General features: G+C 70.1%; 21 protein-coding genes and 1 pseudogene. 13 read left to right on the forward strand and 9 right to left on the reverse strand.

The annotated features are described in order from the left end of the window. Positions 1-16 precede the first annotated feature (16 nt). Positions 17-979: an electron transfer flavoprotein subunit alpha/FixB family protein gene (locus tag OG611_RS23050; RefSeq protein ID WP_266423268.1), complete on the forward strand. Its 963-nt coding sequence runs from the start codon at positions 17-19 to the stop codon at positions 977-979. Between the two features lie 176 nt (positions 980-1155). Then, complete coding sequence (locus tag OG611_RS23055; protein ID WP_266426133.1) at positions 1156-2454, forward strand: aldolase/citrate lyase family protein; 1299 nt, start codon at positions 1156-1158, stop codon at positions 2452-2454. 27 nt (positions 2455-2481) lie between these two features. Here OG611_RS23055 and OG611_RS23060 read toward each other — a convergent pair whose 3' ends face one another. Continuing rightward, on the reverse strand, positions 2482-3510 hold the full coding sequence (locus OG611_RS23060; RefSeq protein WP_266423270.1) for a LacI family DNA-binding transcriptional regulator: 1029 nt from the start codon (positions 3508-3510) through the stop codon (positions 2482-2484). Between the two features lie 180 nt (positions 3511-3690). Here OG611_RS23060 and OG611_RS23065 point away from each other — a divergent pair, with 180 nt between their 5' ends. After that, positions 3691-4647, forward strand: coding sequence for an ROK family protein (locus OG611_RS23065; RefSeq protein WP_266423273.1), 957 nt, complete (start codon positions 3691-3693; stop codon positions 4645-4647). Positions 4648-4776: 129 nt separating this feature from the next. Here the strand turns inward: OG611_RS23065 and OG611_RS23070 are convergent, their stop codons facing one another. Then, positions 4777-6750: an NPCBM/NEW2 domain-containing protein gene (locus OG611_RS23070; protein WP_266423276.1), complete on the reverse strand. Its 1974-nt coding sequence runs from the start codon at positions 6748-6750 to the stop codon at positions 4777-4779. 327 nt (positions 6751-7077) lie between these two features. Between OG611_RS23070 and OG611_RS23075 the strand changes: the two genes are divergently transcribed. The 3 genes from OG611_RS23075 (at position 7078) to OG611_RS23085 (ending at position 10248) form a co-directional block, all read left to right on the forward strand. Beyond that, on the forward strand, positions 7078-8367 hold the full coding sequence (locus tag OG611_RS23075) for an ABC transporter substrate-binding protein (RefSeq protein WP_266426136.1): 1290 nt from the start codon (positions 7078-7080) through the stop codon (positions 8365-8367). Between the two features lie 46 nt (positions 8368-8413). Next, entirely contained in the window at positions 8414-9328 is a 915-nt protein-coding gene (locus OG611_RS23080; protein ID WP_266423278.1) for a carbohydrate ABC transporter permease, read from the forward strand. 68 nt (positions 9329-9396) lie between these two features. Continuing rightward, positions 9397-10248 (forward strand): carbohydrate ABC transporter permease, encoded by an 852-nt coding sequence (locus OG611_RS23085; RefSeq protein WP_266426138.1) that lies wholly within the window; start codon positions 9397-9399, stop codon positions 10246-10248. 24 nt (positions 10249-10272) lie between these two features. Here the strand turns inward: OG611_RS23085 and OG611_RS23090 are convergent, their stop codons facing one another. Further along, positions 10273-10794 carry an excalibur calcium-binding domain-containing protein gene (locus OG611_RS23090; protein ID WP_266423280.1) on the reverse strand — a complete coding sequence of 174 codons (522 nt, stop codon included), beginning with the start codon at positions 10792-10794 and terminating at the stop codon, positions 10273-10275. A 180-nt stretch (positions 10795-10974) separates the two neighbouring features. Beyond that, entirely contained in the window at positions 10975-11151 is a 177-nt protein-coding gene (locus OG611_RS23095; RefSeq protein ID WP_266423283.1) for a hypothetical protein, read from the reverse strand. Between the two features lie 209 nt (positions 11152-11360). Between OG611_RS23095 and OG611_RS23100 the strand changes: the two genes are divergently transcribed. After that, positions 11361-12398, forward strand: coding sequence for an NUDIX domain-containing protein (locus OG611_RS23100; RefSeq protein ID WP_266423286.1), 1038 nt, complete (start codon positions 11361-11363; stop codon positions 12396-12398). Here OG611_RS23100 and OG611_RS23105 read toward each other — a convergent pair. The 3 genes from OG611_RS23105 to OG611_RS23115 form a co-directional block, all read right to left on the reverse strand. Continuing rightward, positions 12357-13067 carry an MBL fold metallo-hydrolase gene (locus tag OG611_RS23105; protein WP_266423289.1) on the reverse strand — a complete coding sequence of 237 codons (711 nt, stop codon included), beginning with the start codon at positions 13065-13067 and terminating at the stop codon, positions 12357-12359. The genes OG611_RS23100 and OG611_RS23105 overlap by 42 nt on opposite strands. Positions 13068-13486: 419 nt before the next feature. Then, entirely contained in the window at positions 13487-13612 is a 126-nt protein-coding gene (locus OG611_RS23110; protein WP_266423291.1) for a hypothetical protein, read from the reverse strand. A 109-nt stretch (positions 13613-13721) separates the two neighbouring features. Next, positions 13722-15086, reverse strand: coding sequence for a dipeptidase (locus tag OG611_RS23115; RefSeq protein ID WP_266423294.1), 1365 nt, complete (start codon positions 15084-15086; stop codon positions 13722-13724). A gap of 183 nt (positions 15087-15269) precedes the next feature. Between OG611_RS23115 and OG611_RS23120 the strand changes: the two genes are divergently transcribed. Then, positions 15270-16484, forward strand: coding sequence for a geranylgeranyl reductase family protein (locus OG611_RS23120; protein ID WP_323180267.1), 1215 nt, complete (start codon positions 15270-15272; stop codon positions 16482-16484). 71 nt (positions 16485-16555) lie between these two features. Here the strand turns inward: OG611_RS23120 and OG611_RS23125 are convergent, their stop codons facing one another. Continuing rightward, entirely contained in the window at positions 16556-17008 is a 453-nt protein-coding gene (locus OG611_RS23125; protein WP_266423296.1) for a nitroreductase/quinone reductase family protein, read from the reverse strand. A gap of 127 nt (positions 17009-17135) precedes the next feature. Between OG611_RS23125 and OG611_RS23130 the strand changes: the two genes are divergently transcribed. Both OG611_RS23130 and OG611_RS23135 read left to right on the forward strand, forming a co-directional pair. Further along, positions 17136-17855 (forward strand): TetR/AcrR family transcriptional regulator, encoded by a 720-nt coding sequence (locus OG611_RS23130; RefSeq protein ID WP_266423298.1) that lies wholly within the window; start codon positions 17136-17138, stop codon positions 17853-17855. 176 nt (positions 17856-18031) lie between these two features. Beyond that, a pseudogene (locus tag OG611_RS23135) lies at positions 18032-18734 on the forward strand (IS5 family transposase). A gap of 96 nt (positions 18735-18830) precedes the next feature. Here the strand turns inward: OG611_RS23135 and OG611_RS23140 are convergent. Continuing rightward, entirely contained in the window at positions 18831-19850 is a 1020-nt protein-coding gene (locus tag OG611_RS23140; RefSeq protein WP_266423301.1) for a DUF4331 family protein, read from the reverse strand. Positions 19851-20069: 219 nt separating this feature from the next. Here OG611_RS23140 and OG611_RS23145 point away from each other — a divergent pair, with 219 nt between their 5' ends. The 3 genes from OG611_RS23145 (at position 20070) to OG611_RS23155 (ending at position 22418) form a co-directional block, all read left to right on the forward strand. Continuing rightward, positions 20070-20327, forward strand: a complete 258-nt coding sequence (locus OG611_RS23145) for an ABC transporter permease (RefSeq protein WP_323180268.1) — start codon at positions 20070-20072, stop codon at positions 20325-20327. A 175-nt stretch (positions 20328-20502) separates the two neighbouring features. Beyond that, positions 20503-21756, forward strand: coding sequence for a sensor histidine kinase (locus OG611_RS23150; RefSeq protein WP_266423306.1), 1254 nt, complete (start codon positions 20503-20505; stop codon positions 21754-21756). Continuing rightward, entirely contained in the window at positions 21753-22418 is a 666-nt protein-coding gene (locus OG611_RS23155; protein WP_266423309.1) for a response regulator transcription factor, read from the forward strand. The genes OG611_RS23150 and OG611_RS23155 overlap by 4 nt, the downstream gene beginning before the upstream one ends. The last annotated feature ends 69 nt before the right edge of the window (positions 22419-22487 follow it).

A 22487-nucleotide genomic window follows, 5' to 3' on the forward strand; every position in this document is an offset into this window, starting at 1 on the left:
AGGAGTTTGAAGTCCCATGGCTGAAGTTCTCGTCTTTGTCGATCACGTGGACGGTGCGGTCCGTAAGCCCACGCTGGAGTTGTTGACGCTGGCGCGTCGGGTCGGTGAGCCGGTCGCGCTGGCGGTGGGTGCGGGTGCTGCCGGTACGGCGGGTGTGCTGGCCGAGCATGGTGCGGTCAGGGTTTTGACCGTGGAGGCGCCGGAGTTCGGTGAGTATCTCGTGGTGCCGAAGGTGGATGCGTTGCAGGCGGCGTGCGAGGCGGTGTCGCCGGTGGCGGTGCTGGTGCCGTCGTCGGCGGAGGGCAAGGAGATCGCGGCGCGTCTGGCGGTGCGTATCGGGTCGGGGATCATCACCGATGCGGTGGATCTGGAGGCGGGTGAGGAGGGTCCGGTCGCGACGCAGGCCGTGTTCGCGGCGTCGTTCACGACCCGGTCCCGGGTCTCCCGGGGTGTCCCGGTGATCACGGTCAAGCCGAATTCGGCTGCCGTGGAGGCGGCTGCGGCCGCGGGTGCGGTCGAAGTGCTGGAGGTGTCGTTCTCGGCGCAGGCGACGGGCACGAGGGTGACCGCGCGGACGCCGCGCGAGTCGACGGGGCGTCCGGAGCTGACCGAGGCCGCGATCGTCGTGTCCGGCGGGCGTGGTGTGAACGGTGCGGAGAACTTCCACCTCATCGAGTCGCTGGCCGACTCCCTCGGTGCGGCGGTCGGTGCCTCGCGTGCCGCGGTGGACGCGGGGTGGTACCCGCACTCCAGCCAGGTCGGCCAGACCGGCAAGTCCGTCTCGCCGCAGCTGTACATCGCGTCGGGCATCTCGGGCGCGATCCAGCACCGGGCCGGCATGCAGACGTCCAAGACGATCGTCGCGATCAACAAGGACGCCGAGGCCCCGATCTTCGACCTCGTCGACTACGGCGTCGTCGGCGACCTCTTCCAGGTCGTCCCCCAGCTCACCGACGAGGTCAACGCCCGCAAGGGCTGACCCGCGGCGCAACCGCAGGACACGTCCGACGGTCCGGGGCCGTGCGGTGCACACGCACCACACGGCCCCGCACCCTTTCCGACGACCATTGACGCAGGTCCGACGGCCTTATAACTTCACTATACGGATTGTTGATTCCAGGAAGCGGAAACAGCGTGACTGTGGAGGGTGCGGAGATGGGTCAGCAGGAGAAGGTGGCAACGAGCCTCGCCGGTGCGGTCAGCGAGGAGATCAGCGCTTCCCTCACCGCGGTCGACGCCGAACTCGCGCGCCGCTACCCGGGAGACCCGGGGACGCGCCAGCCGGTCCACACGGTCTACGTCCCCGGCGACACGTTCACCGCGGACACCATCCGCTCCTGGGGCGACCGGGCCATCGAGGCCCTGGACGAGCACGCCCCCGACGCGGCCTCGTTCGCCGCCGTCCTCGGCATCCCGGACGAACTCGCCTCGCCCGTCCACGACCGGGTGCGCGCCAAGCTGGAGCGCGAGCCGGTCGAGGACCTCCGCATCGACTTCGAGGACGGCTACGGGTCCCGCCCCGACGCCGAGGAGGACGAGGCCGCCGCCCGCGCCGCCCGGCTGGTCTCGGAGGCGTACGGGAACGGCACGGCGGCCCCGTACATGGGCATCCGGATGAAGTGCATGGAAGCCGCCGTACGCGACCGCGGCATCCGCACCACGGACATCTTCCTCACCGGTCTGATGAAGGCCGGCGGCCTGCCCGAGGGGCTGGTCCTCACGCTCCCCAAGGTGACATACCCCGAGCAGGTCACCGCCTTCGTCCGGCTGCTCGAAGCGTTCGAGCAGGCCCACGGGCTGCCCGCCGGGCGGCTCGGCTTCGAGATCCAGATCGAGACCAGCCAGTCCATCCTCGCCGCCGACGGCACCGCCGCCGTCGCCCGGATGATCGACGCGGCGCGGGGCCGTGCCACCGGCCTGCACTACGGCACCTTCGACTACAGCGCCTGCGTCGGCGTCAGCGCCGCCTACCAGGCCAGCGACCACCCGGCCGCCGACCACGCCAAGGCCGTCATGCAGGTCGCCGCCGCGGGTACCGGCGTACGAGTCTCGGACGGCTCCACGAACGTCCTCCCGGTCGGCCCCACGCCTCAGGTGCACGAGGCCTGGCGGCTCCATTACGGCCTCACCCGCCGTGCCCTGGCCCGCGCCTACTACCAGGGCTGGGACATGCACCCGGGCCATCTCCCGACCCGGTACGCGGCCGTGTACACCTTCTACCGCGAGGGCCTGGAACAGGCCGCCGCACGGCTCGCCGCGTACGTGGCCAAGGCCGGTGGCGACGTCATGGACGAACCCGCCACCGCCAAGGCGCTCAGCGGCTACCTTCTGCGCGGCATCGACTGCGGCGCCCTGGACACCGCCGAGGTCGTCCGCCTGACCGGGCTGACGCGCGCGGAGCTGGACGGGTTCGCGTCGCCGCGACGGGCCGATCTCACGGTGACCGCGCCGTAACCGACGACGACGCGCGAGCCGCGCGGCTCAGGCGGGCGGCAGCTCGCCCGAGCCGCGCGGGATGAGCGTCGTGGGGAGTTCCACCCGGGCCGGGGCGTGGTCGGCGCCGTCCAGGCGGCGGAAGAGGTGCTCGGCGGCGGTGCGGCCGACGGTGGCGGCGTCCTGGGAGATGACGGTGATGCCGAGCAGGTCGGCCAGTTCGATGTCGTCGAAGCCGACCAGGGCGATGCGGCGTTCCTGCTCGGCGAGGACACGCACCACCGTCACCGTCACCCGGTTGTTGCCCGTGAAGATCGCGGTGACGGGCTCGGGGCCGGCGAGCATCCGCTCGGTGGCGGCCCGGACCCGGTCGGGTTCGGTCGAACCGAGGGACACCCAGGAGTCCGCGACCTCTGTCCCCGCGTCCGCCATCGCCGCGTGGTATCCGCGCAGCCGCTCGGTGGCGGTGTGGATGCGCGGCTGGTCGCCGATGAAGCCGATCCGGCGGTGGCCGTGCGCGATCAGGTGGGCGACGCCCTCGCGGGCGCCGCCGAAGCTGTCGGAGAGGACCATGTCGGCGTCGATGCGGCCCGCCGGCCGGTCCACGAAGACGGTGGCGACGCCCGCCTTGATCTCCGGCTCCAGATAGCGGTGGTCGTCACCGGCCGGAATCACGATGAGCCCGTCCACCCGGCGCGCGCACAGCGCGAGCACGAGCTCCTGCTCGCGCTCCGGGTCCTCGGCGCTCGACCCGTTGATCAGCAGGGCGCCGTGTGCCCGCGCGACCTCCTCCACCGCACGGCTCAGCGGCCCGTAGAACGGGTCGGCGAGGTCCTCCAGGACCAGTCCGATCGAGGCGGTGCGGCCCTTGCGCAGGACGCGCGCGCTGTCGTTGCGCCGGAAGCCGAGCGCCTCGATGGCCTCCTGGACCCGGCGCTCGGTGTCGGGTGTGACCCCCGGCTCGCTGTTGACCACGCGGGAGACCGTCTTGAGGCCCACTCCGGCGCGGGCCGCCACATCCTTCATGGTCGGCCGGTTGCCGTAACGGGTCTCGGAGTGACGGGCGGTCTCGGCCACGGTGCGCTGTCCTGTCGTCGGGTGCGGGCGGTCCGGCGGGTCCGCGGGCTGTGCCGTGGAGCCGACCGGAGGCTGTGCCGTCGAGCATAGGCCCTGGACAACGTTGTCAGCTGAATGGAGACTGGGCAGACTGTTTCCTGAAGCCGCAGGTCCCCGCCCCCTACTCACGGAGCCACACCGATGCATACCGACCTCGTCGCCGCGCTGGACATCGGCGGTACCAAGATCGCCGCCGCGTTGGTGGACGGCGGCGGCGCCCTTCTCGTACGGGCGCAGCGGCCGACGCCCGCCCGCGAGAGCGCCGAGACGGTGATGGGCGCCGTGACGGAGGTCCTGGCCGAACTGTCCGGCTCGCCGCTGTGGGCGCGGGCGGCGGCGGTCGGTATCGGCAGCGCGGGCCCGGTCGATGCCTCGGCCGGCACGGTCAGCCCGGTCAACGTCCCCGGCTGGCGCGACTTCCCGCTGGTGGAACGGGTCGGCAAGGCGGTCGGCGGACTGCCCGTCGAACTGGTCGGCGACGGGGTCGCGATGACGGCCGCCGAGCACTGGCTGGGCGCCGCCCGCGGCTACGACAACGCGCTCTGCATGGTCGTGTCGACCGGTGTCGGCGGCGGTCTCGTCCTCGGCGGCAAGCTCCACCCCGGCCCCACGGGCAACGCCGGGCACATCGGTCATGTGAGCGTGGATCTGGACGGCGACCCGTGTCCGTGCGGTTCGCGCGGCTGTGTCGAGCGCATCGCCAGCGGTCCGAACATCGCCCGCCGGGCGCTGGAGGCCGGCTGGCGGCCCGGACCGGACGGCGATGCCTCGGCGGCTGCCGTGGCCGCCGCAGCGCGCGCGGGGGACCCGATCGCCCTTGCCTCGTTCGAGCGCGCCGCTCAGGCGCTGGCCGCCGGGATCGCCGCCACCGCCGCGCTCGTCGAGATCGACATCGCGGTGATCGGCGGGGGAGTGGCCGGTGCGGGCGACATCCTCTTCGAGCCCTTGCGCCGGGCCCTGCGCCGGTACGCCACGCTCTCCTTCATCCGGCGGATCGAGGTGGCCCCGGCGGTGATGGGCACCGACGCGGGCCTGGTGGGCGCCGCCGCCGCGGCGGCGCGGGTGGGTCCGGGCGGCGTGGCGGCGGTCCGGGGCTGACCGGGGCCGGGCGGACCGGACGATGCCGTCGAGTGCGGGACACGGAGCGCGCCGGGCGGGTTCCGGAGGCGATGCCACGGAACCCGCCCGGCGGCCGACCGCGTGGCGTCGCCGCCACGCGGTCCCCCGTCAGCAGGTGATCCGCAGGTCCGCCCAGTCCGCGTGGTCGGAATCGACGCCGTCCCCGCCGTCGGTGACCACCAGACGTACCACCTGCGCGCCGCTGACATCCGCGGTGACCGACTGGGCGGCCATCGCGTTGGTCAGTACGCCGGTCGACGCCGCCTTCGTCCCGTCGGCCCAGACCTCGAAGGCGACCGTCCCCCTGGTGCTCTCGTCGTCGACCCCCACCTGCGCCGTCACGGAGTTGCACGTTCCGCCGGTGTAGAACTCGACGGCGCTGTCCGCGTGCACGCCGAGGCCCTTGGCGAAGACCGTGCCGCCGATCGTCAGCGGATTCCCGTCGCCCGCGCCGCTCTCACCATTGCTGGTGTCCTTCTCGACCGGGCCCCAGCCATTGGCCGCGGAGAGCGGCGGCAGGTCGCCCAGGTAGCCGCCGCCCGCCGGTGGCGCGACCACCACATGGGCCCGGATCGGGACCGTGGACCGTACCCGTGCCCCGGTCGGCGAGCGGTACTGGGCGTCGAGCGTCAGATCGTACGCACCGGTGGGGGTGCCCGCGGGGGCCGTGACCTGCCAGCGCGTGGTCAGCGAGCGGCCGGTCGGCAGGGCCGGTGAACCGGTCGGCGACACCGCCTTCACCCGCCAGCCCGAGGGACCGGTGAGCAGGGCCGCAACCTTCTTGGCGGGAGTGCGGCCCAGTCCGGTCACCGTCGTGGTCAGCGTGGCGGTGCGTCCGGCCTCGATCAACGGGCTGGATTCCAGGCCGAGTTCCACCGCGGGCGGATGCGCGGCCCACTTGCCGTCGGCGGCGACCCGCAGCAGCACCGTGCCGTGCGCCGGGACGGTCGCTGCCACGGTGCCCGCCGTGTTGTACGTGCTGTGGTCCCACAGGTCGCGCATCGTGTACCCGTCGGCCTTCGGCAGTCCCACCTCGGCGGACGTCGTCGCGATGCGCTGTGCACTACCGGTCTCGTTGAAGAGGGCGACGGCGCGGCTGCCGTCCTGCATTTCCTTGCTGACCACCCAGCGTCCGCCTGCGGAGGAGAGCACGGTGCCCTGCTTGCCGAGCGGGTCCTGGTCGACGGCGATGACCTCGTGGTTGGAGAGGATCTCGAAGGTCTCCGCGCTCGCCCTGCGCAGATCGGAGCCGATGAGCAGCGGCGCCGCCATCATGGACCACATGGAGAAGTGGGTGCGGTACTCGGTGTCCGTCATACCGCCGTTGCCGACCTCCAGCATGTCGGGGTCGTTCCAGTGTCCGGGCCCGGCAGCGGCGGCGAGGGGCAGGTTCTGCTTCATGATCGACAGCATGCTGCCCCAGCTGTCGTTGATGTCGCCGGTCGTGCGCCAGAGGTTGCCGAGCTCACCGGCCCATTCCCAGGGCTTGTTCTCGCCCCATTCGCAGATGCTGTAGACGATGGGGCGGCCGGTCGCCGCGAGCGCGTCCCGCATCGTCGTATAGCGCTTCTTCGCGTCGACGCCCAGGTTGTTGCAGTTGTCGTACTTCAGGTAGTCGATGCCCCAGTCCGCGAACTGCTTTGCGTCGCTGTACTCGTGGCCCAGGGCGCCCGGGAGTCCCACGCTGTCACAGGTCTTGGTGCCGGCGCTGGTGTAGATGCCGATTTTGAGGCCCTTGGAGTGGACATAGTCCGCGACGGCCTTGATCCCGTTCGGGAAGCGTTGCGGATCGGCCTCCAGTTCGCCGTCCGCATTGCGCTGCGGCTTCGCCCAGCAGTCGTCGAGATTGACGTACTGATAGCCCGCGTCCTTGAGGCCCTTCTCGACAAAGATGTCGGCGATGCCCTTGACCATCGACTCGTCGAACTCGGCCCGGCAGTGTGTCGAGTTCCAATTGTTGAACCCCATCGGAGGGGTGAGCGCAAGGCCGTTTCCGGACTGCGGAGCCACGGCGCGGGCGGGAGCGGGCGAGTCCGCGGCGGCGGGAACGGTCGCGCCCGCGGCGCACAACAGTCCGGCCATCAGCGCTCCGATGACTCCAGGATGGCCGGTTCGGGTTGTACGGGTTGGAAGATGACGCATCGTTACGTTCCTCCATACTCGTGCATGATCGGATGACAGCATGTGCACGCCAAAGCGTGCGATTACGTTAGGGCGTGTTGAAGTCTGTTGGAAGAGGAGTGGCGGCGGTTGCCCGACATCTCGTCAAAACCCTTGACGACGCCATCACTTGGGGGTGAGATCCAATCGCACGTTCGGTTGTGTTGGGTTGCATCTCCGGAGGAGTTGGGCATGACGCAGTCTGATGACGACAGGCCAGGTGTGCCGGGCAGTGTCGCGGGACATCGGATGTCCCGGCGAAGTCTGCTGCGTGGTGCGGCTGTTGGAGCCGGAGCCGTGACGCTGCCCGCGCTGCTCACCGCCTGCGGGAGCGGCCCCGGTGGTGACGGAAAGACCATCACCTTGGGGTCGAATTCCTCCGACCCGGTTCCGAAGAAGGCGTTCGCCGACGCCTTCGCCGCGTACGAGGCGCAGTCGGACGGTCGGAAGGTGAAGGTCAACACCGTCGACCACAACACCTTTCAGGAGAACATCAGCCGGTATCTCCAGGGCAAGCCGGACGATGTCTTCATGTGGTTCGCCGGCAACCGGATGCAATTCTTCGCCGAGAAAGGACTGCTGCACGACGTCAGCGACAACTGGCAGGACTACAAAGGCTTCTCGGCCGCGCTGAAAGCCCAGTCCACCGGAGCGGACGGCAAGCAGTACCTCACGCCGTACTACTACTATCCGTGGGCCGTCTTCCACCGTAGGAGTCTCTTCGCCGACCGCGGCTATCAGGCGCCGAAGACGCTCGACGAGTACGTGGCGCTCGCCAGGCAGATGAAGAAGGACAAGCTGGACCCGATCGCCTTCTGCGACAAGGACGGCTGGCCCGCCATGGGCACCTTCGACTACATCGACATGCGGACCAACGGCTACGAATTCCACAAGAGCCTGATGGCGGGCGAAGTTGCCTGGACCGACAAGCGGGTCAGGGAGGTCTTCGACACCTGGCGCCGGCTCCTGCCGTACTGCCAGCAGGGTGCCAACGGCCGTACCTGGCAGGAGGCCGCCAACAGCCTCCAGAAGAAGGAGGCCGGCATGGCCGTCTTCGGACTGCCGCACCCCGGCGCCCAGTTCCCCAAGGGCGAACAGGGCGACATCGACTTCTTCCCCTTCCCCGTCATCGACCCGGAGCACGGGCAGGACGCGGTCGAGGCACCCATCGACGGATTCCTGCTGGCGAAGAAGTCGAAGAACCTCAAGAACAAGAAGGCGCTGGAAAGCGCCAAGGACCTGCTCAAGTGGCTGGCCACCGGAAAGGCCGAGGACATCTACCTGAAGAGTGACCCGAACAACATCGCGGTCAGCGACCAGGCGGACATCTCCGCGTACTCACCGCTCCAGAAGAAGGCCGTGGAGCTGGTCTCCGGAGCCAAGCAGATCTCCCAGTTCCTGGACCGGGACACCAGGCCGGACTTCTCCTCCACGGTCATGATCCCGGCGATCCAGAAGTTCATCAGCGACCCCGACGACGTGGACGGCCTGGTCAACGACATCGAACGGCAGAAGAAGACCATCTTCGCCGCCGACTGACCCCGGACGACCCCGATGGCATCCGACCGAATCTGGAGTACCGACCGTGTCGTTCATCCCGGCCCGGCGCACCGGACGGCGGGTCGCGCGGCGGTTCACCGGCCGCGACCTCGCCGTACTCGGTGTGCTGCTCGGCATACCCGTCCTGCTCGACGTCGCCATCGTCTGGGGACCGACCCTCGCCTCCGTGGTGCTCTCCTTCACCGGCTGGGACGGCATCGGTGACATCAAGTGGGTCGGCACGCAGAACTACCGGAACCTCTTCACCAACTATCCGCAGTTCTGGCCCGCGGCCCGGCACAATCTGCTCTGGCTCGCCTTCCTCGGCCTGGTCGCCGCCCCGTTCGGACTGCTGCTGGCCGTGCTCATCGACCGGGGGGTGCGCTTCAGCCGCTTCTACCAGTCGACGCTGTACATGCCCGTCGTACTGTCTCTCGCCGTGGTGGGATTCATCGCCCAGCTGGTCTTCTCCCGCGACCAGGGCGCCCTCAACGCCGTCATCGGGGACACGGGTTCGCCGACGGACTGGCTCGGCGACCCGGACCTCAACATCTGGATGGTGCTGCTTGCCGCCGCGTGGCGGCACACCGGCTATGTGATGATCCTCTATCTCGCCGGGCTGAAGGCCGTCGACCCCTCGCTGAAGGAGGCCGCGGCGATCGACGGGGCGGGCGAGGCCCAGACCTTCTTCCGCATCGTCCTCCCCACCCTGCGGCCGGTCAATGTGATCGTCGGCGTCATCACCGTCATCGAGTCCCTGCGCGCGTTCGACATCGTGTACGCCGTCAACCATGGCCGCAACGGACTCGAACTGCTCTCGGTGCTCGTCACCGACAACATCATCGGCGAGGCCAGCCGGATCGGCTTCGGCTCCGCCATCGCCGTGGTCCTGCTGGCCGTCTCCCTGGGATTCGTCGCGACGTATCTGGTCCAGGAGCTCCGAGGGGAGAGGAACCGTTGACCGTCCAAGCAGCCCCCGCCCGCCCTGCCGCACCACCGGCACCGCCGGTTCCCGCCGCCCGGCGCCGGATCCGCCCCGGCCGGATCGGCGTCCACGCCTTCCTGATGGCGGTCTCCCTCGCCTTCCTCGCGCCGCTCCTGCTCGCGGTGTACGCCTCGCTGCGGCCGTACGACGAGACTTCGGAGCACGGCTACTTCTCGCTGCCGCGCCATCTCTCCCTGGACTACTACCGGCAGGCGTTCTCCGACTCCGGCATGACGAAGTACTTCGTCAACACCATGATCATCGCAGTGCCGGGAGTGCTCGTCACCCTCTTCCTCGCCTCGTTCGTGGCCTTCGCGCTGGCGCGCCTGAAGATGCGCGGCGGGCTCGTCCTGCTGATGCTCTTCACCGCCGGCAACCTGCTGCCGCAGCAGGTGATCGTGACGCCCCTGTACGTGGTGTTCAACCGCATCCCGCTGCCCTACTGGATGTCCGACTCGATGACGATGTACGACTCGTACTGGGCCGTCGTCGCCGTCCAGATCGGCTTCCAGCTCGGCTTCTGCGTCTTCGTCCTGGCCAACTTCATGCGCACCCTGCCGCAGGAGATCCTGGAGGCCGCCATCGTCGACGGTGCGGGCGTGTGGACCCAGTACTGGCGGATCACCCTGCCCCTGTGCCGCCCGGCCCTGGCCGCGCTCGGCACGCTCCAGTTCACCTGGATGTACAACGACTTCCTGTGGGCGCTGGTCTTCATCTCCGACGGCGACAAGCTCCCCATCACCTCGGCGCTGAACAACCTCAGGGGCCAGTTCTTCACCGACTACAACCTGCTCGCCGCCGGCTCGGTGATCGTCGCCCTGCCCACGCTCGTCGTATTCCTCCTGCTCCAGCGCCACTTCATCGCGGGCCTCACCCTGGGCTCCAGCAAGGGGTAGGCCGCGACGGCCGCCGGTGGGCGGCTACTCGCAGGCGACCCCGTCCCCGTCCCGGTCGAGATGCCGCCCGTAGCCGGGCTCTCCCGCGTGGATGGGTGCGGCGTCGGCCGCGCGCACGGCGGAGCAGTTGGCGTAGTACGTACTGCCGCCGCCCCCGCCCGAGACGGAACCGCCGGACGTGCCGCCGTCCTCGGTCGCGGGCGCGACCGTCACCCTGACGGTCTTGGTCCTCGTGACGGTCGGTACCGGCTCCGGGCTCGCGGTCACCGTCCTGGTGGCCGACGGTGCCGGGGTGGCCGTCACCGTGGCTGTCGCCGTCACCGTAGCGGACGGTGCGGCCTTCGCGTCGGCCGTCTTCTCGGTCCTGGCGGGATCGTCCGCGCCACCGATGCCCACGCCGAGGAAGAACAGGACGGCGGCGGCCGGGATCAGGATCCGCTTCCGTGCCCACTTCGGACGACGCTCCGGCGGCGCGGGCGTGCCGTACGGGTTGGTGCCGGGCGGTCGGGGCGGCTGCCCCCACGGCGGCTGCTGATTCTGAGACATACGTCCCCCCTGGTGCGGTTCATGGAGGGATGACCGTAACGGCCCCGGATCGGCACCTGGGAGCCACATGCTCCGTTGGTGATGGAACTGTGATGACAGGGAGGAGAACGAGTAGCTCTTCCGGGGCTCTCCCCGGCCCGTCCGGTCGAGCGGGGCCCGGCCCCGGCCACGGTCCCGGACTCAGTGGCCCCGGTCCGGTGACTGCTGCGGAACGATCACCAGGAACGCGTCCTGCTCCAGATCCATCACCACCTCGGCCGCCACGCCCTCGCAGCGGCGCGCGGCCGCGAACTCCTCCGCAGGCCAACTGCCTCGTGGCCCTCCCGCGGGAAATCGCTCAAGCACTGTGCGACGCACGCTGCACCCCCTGGTCCTCGGTCCGGCCTGTCCGCTCCAACGACCTTCCGGCGCCCCCGTTACGGTCGTGCGCACGGCCGGACGCACGCGATCGGACGCCGTCCACGGGCATCGGACGGTTCCGTTCGGAAAACATGCATCGCCACAGCCGGGTTTTCGCGGCAGGGTGTTGCGGGCAAGCCACAGGGGGCTACGGAAGAGGGGGAACCGTGATCGTCTGGATCAACGGTGCGTTCGGCGCGGGCAAGACGAGCGCCGCGCGTGAACTGATCGATCTGATCCCGAACAGCACCTTCTACGACCCCGAACTCATCGGCGGGGAGCTGCGGCATCTGCTGCCCCAGAAGAGGCTCGCCGAGGTGACGGACTTCCAGGACCTGCCGATCTGGCGGCGACTGGTCGTGGACACCGCGGCGGCCCTGCTCGCCGAGGTGTCCGGTGTGCTGGTGGTGCCGATGACTCTGCTGCGACAGGAGTACCGCGACGAGATCTTCGGAGGGCTGGCCTCCCGGCGCATCGAAGTGCGTCATGTGCTGCTCTCACCTGAGGAAACGATCCTGCGCAAACGGATCGCCGACCGCGTCGAGTACCCCGGGGACCCGGAGCACAGCGAACGGGTACGGCAATGGGCCTACCAGCACATCGAGCCCTACCGGGCGGCGCTCGGCTGGCTCGCCCGCGACGCCCACGTCATCGACTCCGGCGCGCTCACCCCGTACGGGACGGCCGAGCGCATCGCCGAGGCGGTCAGCAGCGGCGCCGTCACCCCGTGCGAGATCGTGCAGACACCCGAGCCGACCGCGGAGACCGTGGCGGCCGGCGTACTGCTCTTCGACGAGTGCGACCGGGTGCTGCTCGTCGACCCGACCTACAAGCCCGGCTGGGAATTCCCCGGCGGAGTGGTCGAGTCCGGGGAGGCACCGGCCCAGGCCGGGATCCGTGAAGTGGCCGAGGAGATAGGCATCCATCTCGACCGGGTACCGAAACTCCTCGTCGTCGACTGGGAGGCACCCCGGCCGCCCGGCTACGGGGGCCTGCGGCTGCTCTTCGACGGCGGCCTGCTGACCGGCGCGGACGCCCAGCGGCTGCTGCTGCCCGGATCCGAACTGCGCGGCTGGCGGTTCGTCACCGAGGCAGAAGCGGCCACCCTGCTGCCCCCGACCCGGTACGAACGGCTGCGCTGGGCGCTGCGCGCCCGCGAGCGGTCAGCCGTGCTCAACCTGGAGGCCGGAGTCCCGGTCGGCTGAGGCTCGCAGCGCTGCGGCGGCGTCGGTGGTGAGCGGTTCGCCGTGTCCGAAGCAGACCGTGGCCGGCTCCAGCGCGGCCAGCCGCCGGAAGGAGTCCACGGCCTGCGCCCGGTCGATGTTGAAGACGCCCAGCATCACCTGGTCGACCCTGGCCACGCAGTCCCCGGTGAACAGCACACCGTGGTGCGGCAGATGAATCCCGATGGAACCGGGGGTGTGGCCGGGGGAGTGGACCACCCGGGCACCCTGGCCGAACCCGATTTCGTCGCCGTCGGCCAGCTCGCGGTCGACCCGGGTCGGCGGGGCGGGGGGTACGGTCCGCGCGTGCTCCCACAGCGGGAGTTCCCAGTCGAGCAGGACGGGATCGGCGATCTCCTCCTCGCCCCGGATCACCGCGGCATCCAGCCGATGGGCCAGGATCTCGGCGCCGTGCCGGTCGGCGAGCTCCTGCGCGGCACCGTAGTGGTCGCAATGGCCGTGGGTGACGACGATCCGGGAGATGTGGCCAGGGTCCAGGCCCAGGCTGCGCACCCCGTCCTCGATCGCGGGCGCCGCGTCGATGGCGCCCGCGTCGATCAGAGTCAGATCGGCGCCGTCACGCCACAGGTACGCCTGGCCGATGGGGAAGCGGAACATGTGCAGCCGGGGGAGAACTTCGACGATATCCATGCCACGAACGTACGCGGACGGCCCGCCCGCAGGCGTCGATCTACGCTCTGGGCGAGCTTCGCTCAGCGCGTAGTGCGGCAATGGCGGACTTGGCGGGGCCGGGCGTGAACCGGAGTCAGCGCCAAGGGATGTTCCGCCACGGACTGCCCTCGCTCTCCGCCAGGAGGCGGCCACGCCCTGCGGTTCTTCGGGCGGGCCTCGACGGTGAGCGCGCACGGCGTCGCGAGGTTCACGCCGAGCCGCCATCTGTTGTCCGGCGAGTTCCGCGAGCGTCGTCCGACGGAACACCCACTCCGGATGCCAGGGCGGCAACCTACCGGACGTCAGCACGGGGACGCACGTCCGGCCGGTCACGGGGTCGTACTGCGAGGGGAGCGGGGCGGTGAAGCCCGGGGTGTCGGCATGCAGTCGGGCGACCATCACACGGAGCCAACAGCGGGAGAGGTGTCGAGCACCGCCTCCGTGCTTCCGCCCGCCCCGGATTCCTGCAGCAGTCGTTCGGCCTCCGTCGGCGGCGCCCAGCCGACCCCTGTCCCCGTTGTCACGGGCCGATCCTATGAAACCGGACCCGGTCCGCCGCGGACGCAGCGGCGGACCGGTCGAGCCCTGCGGACAGGAGATCCGCAGGAACACGGCGGGATCGGTGACGGAGAGTCAGGCGCGCTTGGAATCCGCGTAGTTCCGCAGGAACAGGGCCTCGGCGAGCGACAGTCGCTCCAGCTCCTGGGGCGACACGCTCTCGTTCACCGCGTGGATCTGTGCCTCCGGCTCGCTCAGGCCGATCAGCAGGATCTCCGCCTCCGGGTAGAGGGCGGCGAGGGTGTTGCAGAGCGGGATCGAGCCGCCCATGCCGGACGTCTGCATCTTCTCGCCCGGGTACGCGGCCTCCATCGCCTGCGCCATCGACGTGTACGCCGGGCTGGAGGTGTCCGCGCGGAACGGCTGGCCCTGGCCGACCTGTTCCACCGTCACCCTCGCCCCCCACGGGGCGTGGGCCTTGAGGTGGGCGGTCAACAGCGCGGTCGCCGCGGCGGAGTCCTGGCCCGGCGGGACCCGCAGGCTGACCTGGGCCCGCGCGCTCGCCTGGAGCGACGGGGTCGCACCGATCACCGGCGGACAGTCGATGCCGATGACGGTGACGGCGGGCCGGGCCCAGATGCGGTCGGCGACCGTGCCCGTGCCGATCAGCCCGACCCCGTCGAGGACCTTCGCGTCCTTGCGGAAATCGGCCTCCGGGTACTGGAGCCCGTCCCACTCGGTGTCCGTGGCGAGCCCGTCTACGGTCGTGGTGCCGTCCTCGGCGCGCAGTGAGGCCAGCAGCTGGATCATCCCGGCCAGCGCATCCGGGGCGGCGCCGCCGAACTGCCCGGAGTGCAGGTTCCCTTCGAGGGTGTCGAGCGTGACCCGCAGCATCGTCATGCCGCGCAGCGTCGCGGTGACCGTCGGCAGACCGACCCGGAAGTTGCCGGTGTCGCCGATGACGATGGTGTCGGCGGCCAGCAGTTCGGGGTGCGCCTCCGCGTACCGCTCCAGACCGCCGGTGCCCTGCTCCTCGGAGCCCTCGGCGATCACCTTGACGGAGACCGGGACGCCGCCGTCGGCCTTGAGGGCGCGCAGGGCGAGGAGGTGCATGATGAAGCCGCCCTTGCAGTCGGCCGAGCCGCGGCCGTACCAGCGGCCGTCGCGCTCCGTCAGCTCGAACGGAGGGGAGAGCCAGGCGGACTCGTCGAGCGGCGGCTGAACGTCGTAGTGCGCGTAGAGCAGTACGGTCGGGGCGCCGGCCGGACCGGGCAGGAAGCCGTAGACCGACCGGGTGCCGTCCGGGGTGTCGAGAAGGGCGACGTCCTGGAAGTCCTCGGCGCGCAGCGCGTCGGCGACCCAGTCGGCGGCCGCTTCGCACTCGCTCTTCGGGAACTGCGCGGGATCCGCCACCGACTGGAAGGCCACCAGCTCGGTCAGCTCCGTCTTGGCGCGGGGCATCAGCGAGGCAATGGTCTCGGAAATCGGACGGGCGGTCATGGGCACGCTCCTCGTGGGTGCGACGTTATGTGTATGAATCCGGCTACATGTGCACCGAGTGTGCGGCGTCGCATGCAGGACGAACGTACGGTCGATCCTCCCACAGCGGGGGCCGGGGGCAAGGCGCCGTAGGATGCCGTGAGCAGCATGGGCCACTGGTGGGATCGGGAGCAGAAGCACATCGTGAGCAGCGAGAACGCAGACGCCGTACAGGAGCACGAAGAGTCGTCCGTGTGGGATGTCGTCGTAGTCGGGGGCGGACCGGCCGGAGCCTCCGCGGCATACGCGGCGGCAGTGGCCGGCCGACGGGTGCTGCTCCTCGAGAAGGCGGAGCTTCCCAGGTACAAGACATGCGGCGGCGGCATCATCGGGTTTTCGCGGGATTCACTGCCGCCCGGGTTCGAACTGCCCTTGCGGGACCGGATCCACGCGGTCACCTTCTCGCTCAACGGCAGGCTGGCGCGGACCCGCCGGTCCAAGCGGATGCTCTTCGGGCTCATCAACCGCCCCGAGTTCGACGCGGGTCTGGTCGAGGAGGCGCAGAAGGCGGGTGCCGAACTCCGCACCGGCGCGACGGTGACGAGGGTCGAGCAGCACGGCGCCTCGGTGCCCGACCGGCGCACGGTCGCCGTGGTGCTGTCCGGCGGCGAGACGGTCCTGGCCCGCGCGGTCGTCGGTGCCGACGGAAGCGCGGGGCGGATAGGAGCCCATGTCGGGGTGAAGCTCGACCAGGTGGACCTCGGACTGGAGGCGGAGATCCCGGTTCCGGCCACGGTCGCGGAGGACTGGGCGGGGCGGGTGCTGATCGACTGGGGCCCCATGCCCGGCAGTTACGGCTGGGTGTTCCCCAAGGGCGATGTCCTGACCGTCGGTGTGATCTCGGCGCGGGGCGACGGAGCGGGGACCAAGCGGTACCTGGAGGACTTCATCGCCCGGCTCGGCCTCGCCGGTTTCGAGCCGAAGATCTCCTCCGGGCATCTGACGCGCTGCCGCAGTGACGACTCGCCGCTGTCACGCGGGCGGGTGCTGGTGTGCGGCGACGCGGCGGGGCTGCTGGAGCCGTGGACCCGCGAAGGGATTTCCTTCGCGCTGCGGTCGGGGCGGCTCGCCGGTGAGTGGGCGGTCCGGATCGCGGAGTCGCACGACGCGGTGGACGCCCGGCGCCAGGCGTTGAACTACGCGTTCGCCATCAAGGCGGGTCTCGGTGTCGAGATGGGTGTCGGACGCCGCATGCTGAAGCTGTTCGAGCGCCGTCCCGGGGTGCTGCACGCGGTGCTGACGGGATTCCGCCCGGCCTGGAACGCGTTCGCCGGGATCACCCGCGGAACGACCTCGCTCGGCGAACTGGTCCGTACGCATCCACTGGCACAGCGGGCCCTGTCCGCGATGGACCGCTAGCCGGACCGCTGACCGGGTCGCCGGGCGACATTGCCCGGCGCCCGGTGCCGGGGCGGGGGCCGGCCGCACGGTCAGCTCCCCTCGGTGATCCGGAAGACGGGGTGGTCCGGGCAGGCGGCCAGCAGTTCGGCGTCCGAGGACTTCACGGTGATGCCCTTGAAGTACTCGTTGACCTCCCAGCCCCACCGCTCCAGGTAGGTGCGGATGATCAGTGCCTTCTGCTCGTCGTCCGCGATCTCCACGGCCGTGAAGGTACGGATCTTCCGGCCCACCCGCAGGTCGCCCCCGCCGGCGACGCGCATGTTGCGCACCCACTGGGAGTGGCCTCGGGCGGAGACGAGGTACTGCGCGCCCTCGTGGGTGTGGGGGTTCACGGGCACCCGCTGCATCTGCCCGCTCTTGCGGCCGCGCACCGACATCTCGGCCGAGCCGAAGAGGCTGACGCCATGGCGGGCGAGCCGGCCGACGATGCTGTTCATCCGGACGCTGATGGCGTTGCCCTGAAGGTAGTACGGCTGAGACATGGTGACTCCCCAAGATTTTGAGAGCGGTGCTCTCGCTTGAGATCAGTGTGCAGGGAGTGGTGCTCAAAATCAAGAGCACCGCTCTCGTTGTTGGTCGGCGCTCTGTTTTCATGGCAGACTGATGACCATGAGCACTGTCCGAGGAGCCAGGGAACGGGCCCGCATCGAGGTCACCGCCGCGATCAAGGACGAGGCGAAGAAGCAGCTCGCGGCCGAGGGTGCCGCGAAGCTGTCGCTGCGCGCCGTCGCACGAGAGCTCGGTATGGCGTCCTCCGCCCTCTACCGCTACTTCCCCAGCCGCGACGAGCTGCTCACCGCCCTGATCGTCGACGCGTACGACTCCGTGGGCGAGACCGCGGAGGCCGCCCACCGGACCGCCCGCGACCAGGCCGCCACCCATCTCGCCCGCTGGATCGCGGTCACCCGCGCCGTGCGCGACTGGGCGCTGGCCCACCCCCATGAGTACGCCCTGATCTACGGCTCTCCCGTGCCCGGCTACACCGCACCGCAGGCGACGATCGGCCCCGCCTCCCGCGTCGGCCTCGTGTTGATCGCCGTGGTCGCGGACGCCTACCGCACGGACGGCCTGGCGCTGTCGCCGCTCGCCGACGATCTGCGCGGCGAGGCCGGACGGATGGTCACGGAGTTGGCCCCCGACCTTCCCCCGGAGGTCGCAGCTCCGTTGATCGCCGCCTGGTCACAGCTGTTCGGGCTGATCTCCTTCGAGATCTTCGGCCAGTTCAACCGGGTGGTGGAGGCCAGGGAGATCTTCTTCCGGGAAGCCGTCACCGAACTGGCCCGCACGGTCGGCCTGCTCGGTGGCGGGAATGCTGGCAAAAACGGCTAAGGGCTGGAAGTCCTTCGGGGGTTGACGTGAGGGTCCGAGCCGTGATCGGCGATCCAGGGTCTGTTGCGAAAGTGGATCTTGATCCAAGATGTTCACGTGCTGTGGCGCGTAGGGACCTGACGGATGCGCAGTGGTCGCGGCTGGAGCCCCCGTTGCCGCGCGGGAAGAAGTCGCGGCTGCCGCCGATATGGACCCGGCGGCAGCTGACCGGCGGCATACGGTGGCGTACCCGCGCCGGAACGCCCTGGCGGGACGTGCCCGAGCGATACGGCCCGTGGACCGGGTGTACGACCTGTTCCGGCGATGGCGGCGCAACGGGACACGGAAGCGGATCCTGGAACAGCTCCAGACCGAGGCCGACGCGAACGGCATGATCACCCGGGATGTCGGCGTGGACTCCACCGTCTGCCGTGCTCATCAGCACGCCGCGGGCTGACCACGAGGATTCACCTCGCCACCGAGCAGGGGCAAACACCCATGTCTCTGATCATTGCAGCCGGGCACCGGCACGACAGCCCGCAGTTCCAACTGGTGCTCGAGAAAATCGGGTCCCCCGCACCAGTCAGGGCCGGCCTCGCACCAGACCTGACAGGGTCCGCGTCGACAAAGCCTGCGGCTCCCGCGCCAACCGCTCCAACCTACGCAGACGCCGGATCGGCTGCACCATCCCCGAGATGGCCGACCAGGTCCGCGACCGCAAGAAGCGCGGCTCCCACGGCGGGTGACCACCGAAGTTCGTCAAAGACGACTACCGACAACGCCACGCCGTGGAGTGCGGCATCAACCGACCGCCACCGGGCGGTGGCCGCGCGATACGACAAACTCGCCGTCCGCTACGAAGCCACCATGCTGGTCGCGGCCATCAATGAGTGGCTGTGACCAGCACCTTCGCAACAGACCCTAGTCCGATTTACTGATCGATCGGCCTGTCCCGGCTCGGCCGTCGGAGCCCCGGGTGCGTCCCGCCGGGATCCGTCAGGAGGTGGCTGCCGGGTGCGGGTTGCCGAGGTACGGGAACCGGTCCAGGGTGTCGGTGTGCGGCGTCAGACCGGTGGGCGGCGCCTCGCTCTTGGTGAGGAACGCGACGCGGATGTCGATGACGTCTTCCGTGAATGTCCGGCCATTCGGGTACGCGGCAGGCTTGGACGGGTCGAAGTGCAGCACGTCCGGCAGGAGGCCGTGCTCGTCGAGGGCGGTGATCGCCTCCTCACGCGAGTAGCCGCCGGTGTGGCCCAACAGGTGGACGAACTGGTCCGTCCACCTGGCCCGGTCGTTGACCGGCTCGCTGGCGTTGTACTCCTCCTTCGTGTCGTCGGTGTTGAAGAAGCTGCTCATTGACGGGTGCCCGGCCCGGTCCGCGTGGACGAGTTCGCCGTCGCGCAGGACGCTGCACCGGCCCCAGATGTGCAGCTCGGGCTTGGGGGCCAGCTCCGCTGTCGGTAGTTCGATGGCCATGGAGAAGACGTTGGCCGTGCTGTTGGAGTCGACGCCGGTCCACGGGGACTTTCCGCCCAGATGCGGCGCGGTGAAATTCCGGTTGCCGCTGATGTCGAACAGATTCTTGATTCCGTCGAAGTCGAAGAAGAAGGCATCACTGCGGCTACCGGCGGCCACCTTGTAGTCGCCGCTGCTGACCACGTTGGCCTGGGGGCCGAAGGAGACGGCGGCGTCTGAAACGATCTTGGTGCCGACCGCCTCGGGCCTGCGGGACTCCGCACCGGTTGCCATGAAGACGCTGTAGGTCTGCGAGCCGTCGGATGCCGGCGGGCTGAAGACCCAGCTGAAGGCGCCGTCGGTCAGGTAATCGCCGTCGTTGTCAATGTTCAGGCGGTATACGGCGTCGGCGTGCATGGCATCTGCGTTGGGATTGGCATTGAGGATGAGAACGGTTCTGCTCGGATCGCCGGGTACCCCGAAGGCGTATAGGTCGCACAGATCGAGACGCTGGTCGCCGAGTGGTGGCCCAAGGCTGAGGCCGGTGAAGTGGTTGGACATGTCAGGCCCTTCCATTGCTCGCCCGTCGGAAACCGCTAGAACGCTCGAACGGTCGTTCTGGGGCGCGTGAGGTACACCCGCACCTGGGCGGTGCATCCACGCTAGCCGTCACAGCAGTCCGGCCATCGAGGGCGAAGGCACGGCCGTCAAACAACGCTCGAATGGGTCACCGACAGGCGGGAGGCGATCGTCTCTCGGTCCGAGAGCCCCAGCGGCAACCTGTTCTGGACCGTCACCCAGATGCTGATCTTCCCGATCACGCTGCTCTCGGGCATCCTCCTCCCCGTCGACGCCGGACCGGGCCGGCTGGGCGCCGTCGCCGCGATCAGCCCCATCACCTACGTCGTCGACGCCGCCCGCGCCCTGTCCACCGGAGACTTCCTCAACACCTCGGTGCTCCACGGGCTCATCGCCGCCAAGTCGATCGCCACCATCGGGCTGATCCTGTCCACCCGCGCCATGAAGCGCGGCATCTGAGATCGGACCATGGAATCCCGGGCCGGGACCGGCGCCACCGACGTCCGGCCCTCCTGCAGCCGGCAGCCCCCTTCGCCCGTGGCCCGGCCCCGTACGACGTACTCCCCACGGAGTACGGCTGATCACCACGCCCGGCTGACGCCTTTGCCGGGGCCCGCGGTCTAGCGTGGCCGATATGGAAGAGCAGCGCTCACACGGAAGCGGCGGCGGTCCTCCCTGGGCACACGGCGAGCCGCCGCGGTGGCTGACCGGGGAGCCGGGACGCTCCGCCTCCCGGCTGCCGTGGCCGTCGACGATTCTGCTCGGCGCCGTCGTCATGATCGGTTCGACCATCGCGGCCCGGGGGCAGATGGACGAGCGGGCCCCGCTGGACCTCTTCGCGCGACTGTTGCTCTTCCTGGCCGTCGCCGTGCTCCTGCTGCGCCACCGCCACCCCGTGGTGGCCGCCTTCGGCAGCTCGGTCGCGGCGATGATCTATCTGGTGGCCGGCTATCCGTACGGGCCGGTCTTCCTGGCCGTCGCCGTCGGCTGCTTCAGCGCGGTCGTCTCCGGACACCGGCGGGCCGCCTGGTCGGCCGTGGGCATGGTGTGGCTGGGACACGTCCTGGTGGCGCACTGGCTCTACCGGTGGCTGCCGCCCTCCGACGACCACGCCGCCCCCTGGGGACAGGAACTGGGCATCGCCGCCTGGGTGGTGGCCATCGTCGCCGCCGCCGAGTTCGTTCGCGTACGCCGTGAGCAGTGGGCGGACCGACGGGCGGAACGGGAGGCCGCGGAGCAGCGCCGGGCCGACGAGGAACGGCTGCGGATGGCGCGCGAACTCCACGATGTCCTGGCCCACAGCATCTCCGTCATCAACGTCCAGTCGAGCGTGGGTCTCGCGCTGCTGGACTCCGACCCCGAGCAGGCGCGTGCGGCCCTCACCACCATCAAGGCCGCCAGCAAGGAGGCGCTGGGCGAGGTCCGTCAGGTCCTCGACACTCTGCGCACCCCGGGAGACGCCCCCCGGGCCCCGGCCCCCGGACTCGACCGGCTCCCCGAACTCGTCGAGCAGGCGGCCGGCACCGGACTGACCGTCACCGTCGAGACCGACGGCGAACGGCCATCGGTACCGCCCGGCGCGGATCTCGCCGCCTTCCGCATCGTGCAGGAGGCACTGACGAACGTGGTCCGGCACTCCGGATCGCGTACCGCGCAGGTCCGTGTCGTCTACGGGCCCGGCCGCATCCGGCTCCGTATCGATGACGAAGGACCCGCCACCGGCGGCGACGCCGGAGGCAGCGGCAACGGGCTGGCGGGGATGCGGGAGCGGGCCGCCGGGCTGGGTGGCACGATCGAGGCGGGCCCCCGGGCCGACGGCGGCTTCCGGGTGCGGGCCGAACTTCCGCTGCCGTCCGGCACGGCGGCGCACGAGGAGGAGACACCGTGATCCGCGTACTGCTCGCCGACGACCAGTCCCTGGTCCGGGCGGGCTTCCGGGCCCTGTTGGACGCCCAGCCCGACATCGAGGTGGCGGGGGAGGCCGCCGACGGCGCGGAAGCCGTGCGCATGGTGGGCGGACTGCGGCCCGACGTCGTGCTGATGGACATCCGGATGCCGCATCTCGACGGTCTCGCCGCGACCCGTGCCATCACCGGGGATGCCCGCCTGAACGATGTCAAGGTGGTCATGCTCACCACCTTCGAACTCGACGAGTACGTCTTCGAGGCGATCCGGTCCGGAGCCTCCGGCTTTCTCGTCAAGGACACCGAACCGGAGGAACTGCTGCGCGCCGTACGCGCCGTGGTGGGCGGCGACGCCCTGCTCTCGCCCGGGGTCACCCGTCGCCTGATCGCCGAGTTCGCGGCCCGTTCCAAGGAACCCGCGACGGCGACGGGGCTGAGTGGACTCACCGAACGGGAAAGGGAGGTGATGGCGCTCGTCGGCATAGGGCTCTCCAACGAGGAGATCGCCCGACGGCTGGTCGTCAGCCCGCTCACCGCCAAGACCCATGTCAGCCGCACCATGGTGAAGCTGGGTGCCCGCGACCGGGCCCAACTCGTCGTGCTCGCCTACGAGTCGGGGCTGGTGCGGCCGGGCTGGCTCGGCTGAGCCGGGCGAGGGGGACAGGCGCGGTGTCCGGCCGAGATGCTTGCCCGCCGGCCCGACACCGCGCCTGTC

The sequence above is a fragment of the Streptomyces sp. NBC_01363 genome, assembly GCF_026340595.1.
Lineage (GTDB): Bacteria > Actinomycetota > Actinomycetes > Streptomycetales > Streptomycetaceae > Streptomyces.